Here is an 8,091-nt window from a genome sequence, read left to right on the forward strand (position 1 = left end):
AATACTAATCCTTCAGTACTTTCATCATTTAATTTATGATAAATTAATTTAACAGTTTGAGCCTCAGCAGTAATTAAGCCACTAATAGGACTATAATTTGTCTCAGTATTTACACCACTAAATCCATATCCTGGTACATAAAAGGCTTCTGCGTGGTAACGATCTCCTATATTCCCGCTTAAACTAACATCATCATGAATCTTTTCAACAGTATTTCCATCAATATCATAATGCCAATACTCAACGGTTATATTCCCACCTGTTTCTTCAGCGGCCTGCGCATTAAGGGTGCCAATAACACCCAGAAAAAGAATTCCTATAAAAGTTAGAAATTTGATTATATTTTTTTTCATGCAAAATGTACTCCTTTTTTATATTTTTCAATTATTATCTAGGACTATAGAATGCAATCCCTTCATCATTCCAACCTAATCCGATTAACCAGTCTGCTTCTGTTTTACTTCTTGTAAATAAATGTGAACCTGGTCCCGTAGCGTTTGGATTGAAGACTCTATAGATTGGATGGCCTTTTTCCTTTGGTACCATATAAAAGCCCGTCCCCTCTTTCTTCCATCCTTTTGAAGCGACATTATGATATTCTGATTGACTTACAGTATAAAAATGTTCTCCAGAATTAGGATTGTACAATCGGAAAACAGGAACTGCTTGCTCATAAGAAGATAATACACTTTGGAATGCCACCCCTTCGGCTTGCCACTTAAGACCTACAATCCAATCGTATTCGTCTTTACTAGTTGTATATAAATGGTCTCCATCATTTAAGTTATATGCACGCCATACTGGAACCAATACTTCATCAGGAACATCATTACTTGTGTAGATGTATGTCACCACTTGCACGTTCTCATTGTAAATTCCTTTAGTATTTCCAATGGTATCTTTCAGCGTGTATCCCTCAATAGTTTTTGGTTGTATTTCGTAAGCCGTATTTATTTTTCCTTGAGATAAGTCATTTTCTGAGATAACATTTCCTTGGTCATCTTGGTACTGAATCAAAACGAGACCGTCAGATACAGCAGCAGTTAATTTGTTGTAAATTAATTTGACTGTTTGAGTAGCATCAGTAATTAATCCACTAATAGGACTTAGTCCTGTTTCGGTATTTACACCACTAAATCCATATCCTGTCACATAATAGGCCTCTGCATGGTAACGTTCTCCAACATTTCCGGTAATTATAGTATCATCATGGATTTTTTTAACTGGTGTTCCGCTGGAATCATATTCCCAGTATTCAACTGTAACATTTCCACCAACTTTAATATCCTTTTGATAGATGTAGGTTACTTCTTGAGGATCCGCAGTAAATGTACCTGTCGCATTACCTTGTACTTCTTTGAAAGTATAACCATCTATTGCTAATTGTTCTGTTGTATAAGAGTCCCCAACGTTTCCAGATTTCACAACGTCAGGAGCTATTGTATTCCCATCTGTGTCTGTATAATGCACGTTTACGTCTGCACCTTTTATAGGAGTTTTCTCGTAAATAAAAGTGACCGATTGTTCTGAATAGCCTAAAAATCCTGACAGTGGGCCATCAGTATTTTTAAAAGTATAACCAGCAATAGAAATATTGTAGTCTTCAATTGATATAGTATACGGATCACCAATTTTACCAGAAACACTTTGAGCAGGGCTTATTTCATTTCCTTTAGTATCTTGATATTTTATGATTAAATGTGCTGCTTCATCTCGTTTTTTTTGCCAAATATAGGTGTCCGCATCAGTTTCCCCACGGTAATTTTTCATAAACTCGGCAGATGTCCAGATATTTTTTCCAGTTGGCATTTCATTATTTCCACTACCTATATTTTGCCAGTTCCCCGTGTAAGTTTCATCTGCTACTAATTCTTCCAAACCTGCTGAATTGTCCATTCTAAAGAACGGACTCATTACAATCTCTTCTAAATAAAAGTCTGAAGTAAACATTTCATTTATCTCAGTATCCTCATTAGTGATGAAATTTGAAATATTCAATTTTTTCAAATAAGCTGTAAAATAGAACAGGCCATTCATATTTTTTACATTAGGTGTTCGGAAGCTAGACAGATCTAGTTCTTCCAAACTCATACAAGAATCGAACATACTGCTCATTTCTATAACACTGGATGTATCAAAATTTAGAATTTCTAAATGTTTTAGGTTTTCCATCCGTGCAAACATAGCTGTCATATTTTCAACTCTATTTGTACTAAAACTGGATACATCAAGCTCTTCCATACTTGAAAGACCTTCAAACATAGACTCCATGCTCGTAACTTTAGCTGTAATAAAATTAGAAATATTTAAAGACTTCAGATTATTATTCCCTGCAAACATAAAACTCATGTCAGTTACATTGGATGTGTCGAAATTAGAGAGATTTATTTCTGAGACTGACAACCCATAAAACATATAACTCATATCAGTGACACTTGAAGTATCAAAATTCGATAAATTAATATTGAATAATCCTACTGAGAAATTAAACATGTTAGACATACTAGTTACATTTGAGGTATCAAAACTTGAAACATCTAATTCCTCTAAAGCAAAAGTCTGAAAAAACATACCTGACATATCTGTAACACTTGATGTATCGAAATTTTTTAAATCTAATTTTTGCAGTCTAAAATTTTCTGAGAACATATTAGTCATAATTTTAACATTTGTAGTATCAATTTCTGTGGCATTAATTGATACCAAGTATTGTAATTGGGAAAACAAATTAGTACTATCTTCCGGTGCGAATACTTTTTCGGAGAAAATAATATACGAAATATCGTCTATGTTCTCAATACCTGTATTCCATGGAGAACTTGCATATTCTCCTAGCGTACCACTACTTGTAAATTTTAGGGTTTTAGTATCCAAATCAAATTCCCAACTAACCGAACCCCATATTCCAGTGACCATATTATCATTTGATTGTTTTGTTGTATTTTTTTTTATTTCATTTTGAAAATTAATAGCCAAATTATCGTCTTGTTCAGATGAGTTAGACAAAGTAAAAGTTTCGATATGATTTCTATTTGAATGGCGGTAACTATTGTCTATCTTTGCAAAGCTTAATGTACTAGGAAGCATGAAAAAACAAGACAAAACAATGAATAATATTTTTTTCATAAAAATCTCCTTCTTATTAATTTATAAATCAAGAGAATATAAATGTGCATTACTAAACTGAAATTAATCAATTAAAAAACTCTAATTCATGTTCTATGCTCACGTAAAAAAAGCTCACCAATATGCGGATTGTGTTCTATTGACAGAATATTCACGTGTGGAATTGAACTACTATAAACTTCTGATAAAGCACCTGCTTACTGTTGTTCAAAAAATCCCCCCTATTTCTATAGATATCATTACACACGAACCTAAATATTTTTTCCACGATTCAAAAAATTGAGACATATTAAACGATAATTATATCATATTTTTTTGGTGTTAGTATCAAATCTTAAACAGCTTTTCGTAGAGACGAGAATAAACTAAACTTATCTACGAGAGGATGGATATTATGGCTCGATATGAAGAAAATTTTAAACAAATGATTGTTGAACTGAATCAAACTGGACGTTTTGTTCGAGGGTCGGCGAAAGAATATGGCTTATCTGAAACAACGATTTACAAATGGAAGAATTTATATTTACCTAATCAGTCCAAAGGACCGACTGGAAAAGAAGTGGCTGAGTTGAGAAAAGAAAATGCTCGTTTGAAAGAGGAACTTGAAATCTTAAAAAAAGCCGCAGCCCTTTTCTCTTGGAAAACCTAAATTCGCTTTTTCAATTCATTGAAAAATGGTGCAAGGATAACACTGATTCTTTGTTGTGCCGTTTATTAGAAATCCCTATAAGTGTCTATTATTTTTATAAAAAAACATTGGCAGCTAAAGAAATCAGATATAATACGTTGAAAAAGATATTTCAACAATTTTTTTCATAAATAAACAATGCTATGGTGGAACAAAAATCTATCACGTTCTATTAAAAGAAGGTGTTTCAGTACCTCTTAACTATGTCCAAAAGCTAATGAAACAATTAAATTTGAGGTCGATTGTAGTTAAAAATATATCTCTCAAAGATTTAACAAACCGATTATTTCAAAAGAAAATCTCTTAAATCAGGATTTTGTTTCTAAAACTATTTGTGAGAAATGGGCAGCCAATACACAACGAGAGGAGTGGAATAATGTCTTGAAACTAACAAAATAAAGTATTCTTATAGTAGAAAAGGAACACCTTATGATAATGCTGGAATCGAATCTTTCCACGCTCCATTGAAAAAGGAAGAAGTTTACACGACTAATTATTTAGATTTTGAAGAAGCGAATCGAGCCCTATTTAGCTACATCGAAGGATGTTTAACCGAAATCGAATCCATGGCTCTATTAACTATCATACCTCAAAGGAAATTGATAAGTTGGTGAAAGAAAAAATAGTGTGATTGTCACTACTAAAATGTTCCCAAGATATTGACCCAAATTCATCTTTCTAATGTATTGTATATTGGACAAAAAGTCATTAGAAAGATATTTCATTCCTTAATTTAATAGTCTTTTGACTTCTTAGTATTAGAAGAATTACTTACAGTAAAAGCCAATTCAGCAAATGAACTAGCTTTTACTGTTAGCTACCTTTTCTCTTAAAAATTCTCATTCGTCGATAAGGGTAACAAAAATAGTTGTGTCTTCTAATGCTGTTCCTTGAATGTAGTGTTTACCATTGAAAGATAATATTTCTCCTGGAGTCAAAGTATGGTCTTCATCATTATCCAAATTGATTGTTATTTTACCCAAAACCACAGTAAATAAAATTTCTTGTTTTTCATGATTATGTTTAGGAATAGTATCGCCTTTAGGTATAACTTTTTTTACAGTTTTAAAATTTCGTTTCTCTATTACCTTGCCTAATTTATTTTGTACATTGCCAATCATATACACCATTCCTTTTATTTTATTTTTCACTACATAATGCTATATATTTTAGTTGTTTCCCTTCGGTTGTGAAAAATTTATGCATTTTTTTAAACATAATTTTATTTTCTTTTTTTTGTCCATTCTTAATTATCCTTATAGTATTCAAAAGACCTTCATCTTTTATCATACCTTGGAAAGACATGAGTGTCATGTCTCCGGTATCATATTTTACAGAGGAAAATCCACTTTGTTTGATCAATTTTTCCCACTCATCAATGGGTAGTGGGCATACGTTGATGTTAATAGTTTCCTTTAACTTGTCAATAGGTGTAACTAAATTCTCGTCATAGAAGGTAATATCGTGAGTTAAAAGCTTTCCTCCTGGCTTCAATACTCGATAATACTCTTTCAATGCTTTCTCTTTTGCCTTGTTGTTGAGCATTGTAAGCATAGCTTCATTTATAACAATATCAAAACAATTGTCTTCAAAGGGGAGTTTTAGAGCATTTCCTTGAATTAAATCAATGAAATTTTCGACATTATTATTAGCTATATTTATTTTAGCTTTTTCAAGATTTTTCTTTTCCAAATCTAAAGCTGTTATATGACAATGAAAAGATTTAGCTAACTCTATAGACGTAGTACACATATTACATGCAACGTCTAACACCTTCATTTTACTTGAAAAGTGGCCTTGATGAATTAACCACTTGGTAGCTGTCACTCCTCCAGGACGAAGTCGTGTTTTTCCTAACTTAGCTAAAAAATTGTGACCTACCATTTTTTCCATATCCATGCTCCTTATTATTAATTATCTAAATGAGAATAGTTATCACTTACAGTCTATCATTATATTTATTGATTCACAATGACCAATCAAATTTAGGAAATAAAACAAACTAATTTCATCTTAAGAAAAAAATGATTTAACGAGTACACTCGAATTGATTTGTTAACTTTGTATAATGCGATTTATGTAGATAAAAAAGCAGACCTAATTAGGTCTGCTTTTAATATTTGCGATTATGGAAACCTAGGAGTTAAATAACTAAGAAGAACTACATTCTTTGTGACATGAATGGAGGGGGTCTTTAATTGATGTTTTACGATATAATATTTAAAATGCATTCAAGAAAGGGGGAATTTTATGGGATTATGGTATTTTCTTATTTTAATTTTAGGTGTTAGTATGGTTGTTATTGGAGCAAAGGCCAAAAGTGTACCTAAATCGACGAAGCTTGTAATCATTAGCCTTGTATTTGGTATTTTATTAATTATGATGAGTTTATTTCTTTTCCTACCAGGTAGTTCTACTATTTTAGACAAACTATTCGGATTTAATTAGCTGTTTATATTGTATAAGAAGTAACTAGTTTACAAAAGAAAATAAATGCTCCAAAGCAGCAACTTGGTATAAATTTGTAAAGTTAATAGACACATTTAGAAGCGAAAAAATATTCTAAAACTGCGTATGATAAAATAAGATAAAAAGGGGTAGTCAACATGTCATTTAAATGTGTAATATTTGATTTTGATGGGACTTTAGCGGACTCGAAAGAATGCAGTGTCCGTTCTACACAACAAGCGTTCTCTATGATGGGATTTAGTGTCCCAAGTCATCAATTGATTGAACACTATATGGGAATCCCTATAGAACAATCTTTCTTAGATATGTCTGAAGAAACACTTGATGACAATACATTAGCTGAATTAATAACTACTTTTCGAGATTGCTATAAAAATAATGAGCGATCTACTTTACAAGTTTTCCCATATTTTCCTGGAGTGCTTGATGCCCTTCATGGCAAGGAAATAAAATGTTTTGTCCTCTCGAGTAAAAAAACTGATGTTTTAGATCGAAATTTAAAACAATTGAACATTCGAGACTATTTCGAAGAAATTTATGGTTCAGATAGAGTAAAAGAATACAAACCACATCCATATGGAATTTTACAAATTCTAAAAAAATATAATTTCGAGAAGAATACTGCAGTTATGATAGGGGATGCTACTTTCGATATAGAGATGGGTAAATCTGCTGAAATTACAACCGTAGCAGTCACTTGGGGAAGTCATAATTTAAAAGAGCTAAAAAAAAGCTCTCCCACTTTTATAGCAGATAGCCCGAGCCAATTAAAAGAGATGCTAACTTGATAGACTTTTTGTGGGTCAACTAAAATTATCTGTAACAAATTAATTGATAAAATTTACTTCTTCGTTTGATTGGTCGATGATCTTGTTCAATCAAATTATTGAGATATTTGACTACTCGATGCTCTGTCTTGATATAAAGTCTGTTTCTTTGTAACTTTTTAAAAGCACTTCCAATGGATGGTGCTTTGTCCATCACCAGAACTTTTGGTTCTCCGAAGTGTTTTCTTAACCTTTTGAGTAAGGCATACGCAGCTTGTGTATCCCGTTTTTTTGCGTAGCCAAATATCTAATGTTAAACCATTCGCATCAATAGCACGATAAAAATAATTTCATTTACCTTTAATTTTGATATAGGTTTCGTCCATTTTCCGCGAATAAAAAGACTGTTTGTTTTTCTTTTACCAAATATGGTAAGGAATCTGACCGTACTCTTGAACCCATTGATAAATGGTTGTATTGCTAACATTAATTCCGTGGTCATACATAATTTCTTGAAATTCTCGATATTTGAGTTTATAACGCAGGTAGTAGCCTACGGCTACGATGATCACATCTTTTTGAAATTGTTTTCCTTTAAAATGATTCATCTTTATTCCTCCAAGCTATCTTTTTTATTCATCTTACTCTAAAAGAAACTTATCGGAAACTTTGCAACAGAACCTAAAAAAGACCCAAAAAAATATTTTTTTAGGTCTTTTTTTTGACTAATTTAAGTATCAATAGAATGATTAATAAATTCTATGAATGTATTAAAAATTAACTTCCTGTGAAAAACATACGGCTTTCAAGGCACATCATTTTTCTAAATCCACTTCATCGAGATGATGAGAGTATTTAATTTTTTATAATATTCCTAATGACTATTACAATCAAACATAATAGTATACCTAAAAATATCCAATACATATTCGTTAAATCTGCAGTTTGCGGATAGCGACCTTGCCGTTCTTGTGTGATAACTAATTTTTGTGTAGTTGTGTCTGTTGTTGGCGACTGATTCGTATCTGTCGTACTTTCAAC

10 protein-coding genes and 1 pseudogene are annotated in these 8,091 nt (G+C 31.9%); 5 read left to right on the top strand and 6 right to left on the bottom strand.

Annotated features, from left to right (window positions below; all coding sequences use genetic code 11):
• Both KUA55_RS17940 and KUA55_RS17945 read right to left on the bottom strand, forming a co-directional pair.
• A partial coding sequence (locus tag KUA55_RS17940) for a MucBP domain-containing protein (RefSeq protein WP_218327746.1) occupies positions 1 to 353 on the bottom strand: 353 nt, incomplete at its 3' end.
• 34 nt (positions 354 to 387) lie between these two features.
• A complete protein-coding gene (locus KUA55_RS17945; protein WP_218327747.1) occupies positions 388 to 3,126 on the bottom strand; it encodes a MucBP domain-containing protein in 2,739 nt (912 codons plus the stop codon).
• A 394-nt stretch (positions 3,127 to 3,520) separates the two neighbouring features.
• On the opposite strand from KUA55_RS17945, the gene KUA55_RS17950 reads away from it, so the two are divergent.
• The 3 genes from KUA55_RS17950 to KUA55_RS18615 all read left to right on the top strand — a co-directional run bounded on the left by KUA55_RS17950 (position 3,521) and on the right by KUA55_RS18615 (position 4,428).
• Positions 3,521 to 3,775, top strand: a complete 255-nt coding sequence (locus KUA55_RS17950) for a transposase (protein WP_218327748.1) — start codon at positions 3,521 to 3,523, stop codon at positions 3,773 to 3,775.
• Between the two features lie 148 nt (positions 3,776 to 3,923).
• Positions 3,924 to 4,121: an IS3 family transposase gene (locus KUA55_RS18845; protein ID WP_218327754.1), complete on the top strand. Its 198-nt coding sequence runs from the start codon at positions 3,924 to 3,926 to the stop codon at positions 4,119 to 4,121.
• An 88-nt stretch (positions 4,122 to 4,209) separates the two neighbouring features.
• Positions 4,210 to 4,428 carry an integrase core domain-containing protein gene (locus KUA55_RS18615; RefSeq protein ID WP_218327755.1) on the top strand — a complete coding sequence of 73 codons (219 nt, stop codon included), beginning with the start codon at positions 4,210 to 4,212 and terminating at the stop codon, positions 4,426 to 4,428.
• 225 nt (positions 4,429 to 4,653) lie between these two features.
• On the opposite strand, the gene KUA55_RS17965 is transcribed toward KUA55_RS18615, so the two are convergent.
• Positions 4,654 to 4,935 (bottom strand): cupin domain-containing protein, encoded by a 282-nt coding sequence (locus KUA55_RS17965; RefSeq protein WP_218327749.1) that lies wholly within the window; start codon positions 4,933 to 4,935, stop codon positions 4,654 to 4,656.
• A 19-nt stretch (positions 4,936 to 4,954) separates the two neighbouring features.
• Entirely contained in the window at positions 4,955 to 5,713 is a 759-nt protein-coding gene (locus tag KUA55_RS17970; RefSeq protein WP_218327750.1) for a class I SAM-dependent methyltransferase, read from the bottom strand.
• 351 nt (positions 5,714 to 6,064) lie between these two features.
• Here KUA55_RS17970 and KUA55_RS17975 point away from each other — a divergent pair, with 351 nt between their 5' ends.
• Positions 6,065 to 6,262, top strand: a complete 198-nt coding sequence (locus KUA55_RS17975) for a hypothetical protein (protein ID WP_218327751.1) — start codon at positions 6,065 to 6,067, stop codon at positions 6,260 to 6,262.
• A 158-nt stretch (positions 6,263 to 6,420) separates the two neighbouring features.
• Positions 6,421 to 7,071, top strand: a complete 651-nt coding sequence (locus tag KUA55_RS17980; RefSeq protein WP_218327752.1) for an HAD family hydrolase — start codon at positions 6,421 to 6,423, stop codon at positions 7,069 to 7,071.
• Positions 7,072 to 7,114: 43 nt separating this feature from the next.
• Here KUA55_RS17980 and KUA55_RS17985 read toward each other — a convergent pair.
• Both KUA55_RS17985 and KUA55_RS17990 read right to left on the bottom strand, forming a co-directional pair.
• Positions 7,115 to 7,658: pseudogene (locus KUA55_RS17985) on the bottom strand (IS6 family transposase); the annotation flags it as partial.
• Between the two features lie 247 nt (positions 7,659 to 7,905).
• On the bottom strand, positions 7,906 to 8,091 hold a 186-nt coding region (locus KUA55_RS17990; RefSeq protein WP_218327753.1), incomplete at its 5' end, for a hypothetical protein.

This window comes from Enterococcus alishanensis (assembly GCF_019218635.1).
Lineage (GTDB): Bacteria > Bacillota > Bacilli > Lactobacillales > Enterococcaceae > Enterococcus_A > Enterococcus_A alishanensis.

Coding starts and splice junctions, on each gene's coding strand:
- KUA55_RS17945 (WP_218327747.1), bottom strand. CDS start 3,126: ATGAAAAAAATATTATTCATTGTTTTGTCTTGTTTTTTCATGCTTCCT.
- KUA55_RS17950 (WP_218327748.1), top strand. CDS start 3,521: ATGGCTCGATATGAAGAAAATTTTAAACAAATGATTGTTGAACTGAAT.
- KUA55_RS17965 (WP_218327749.1), bottom strand. CDS start 4,935: ATGATTGGCAATGTACAAAATAAATTAGGCAAGGTAATAGAGAAACGA.
- KUA55_RS17970 (WP_218327750.1), bottom strand. CDS start 5,713: ATGGATATGGAAAAAATGGTAGGTCACAATTTTTTAGCTAAGTTAGGA.
- KUA55_RS17975 (WP_218327751.1), top strand. CDS start 6,065: ATGGGATTATGGTATTTTCTTATTTTAATTTTAGGTGTTAGTATGGTT.
- KUA55_RS17980 (WP_218327752.1), top strand. CDS start 6,421: ATGTCATTTAAATGTGTAATATTTGATTTTGATGGGACTTTAGCGGAC.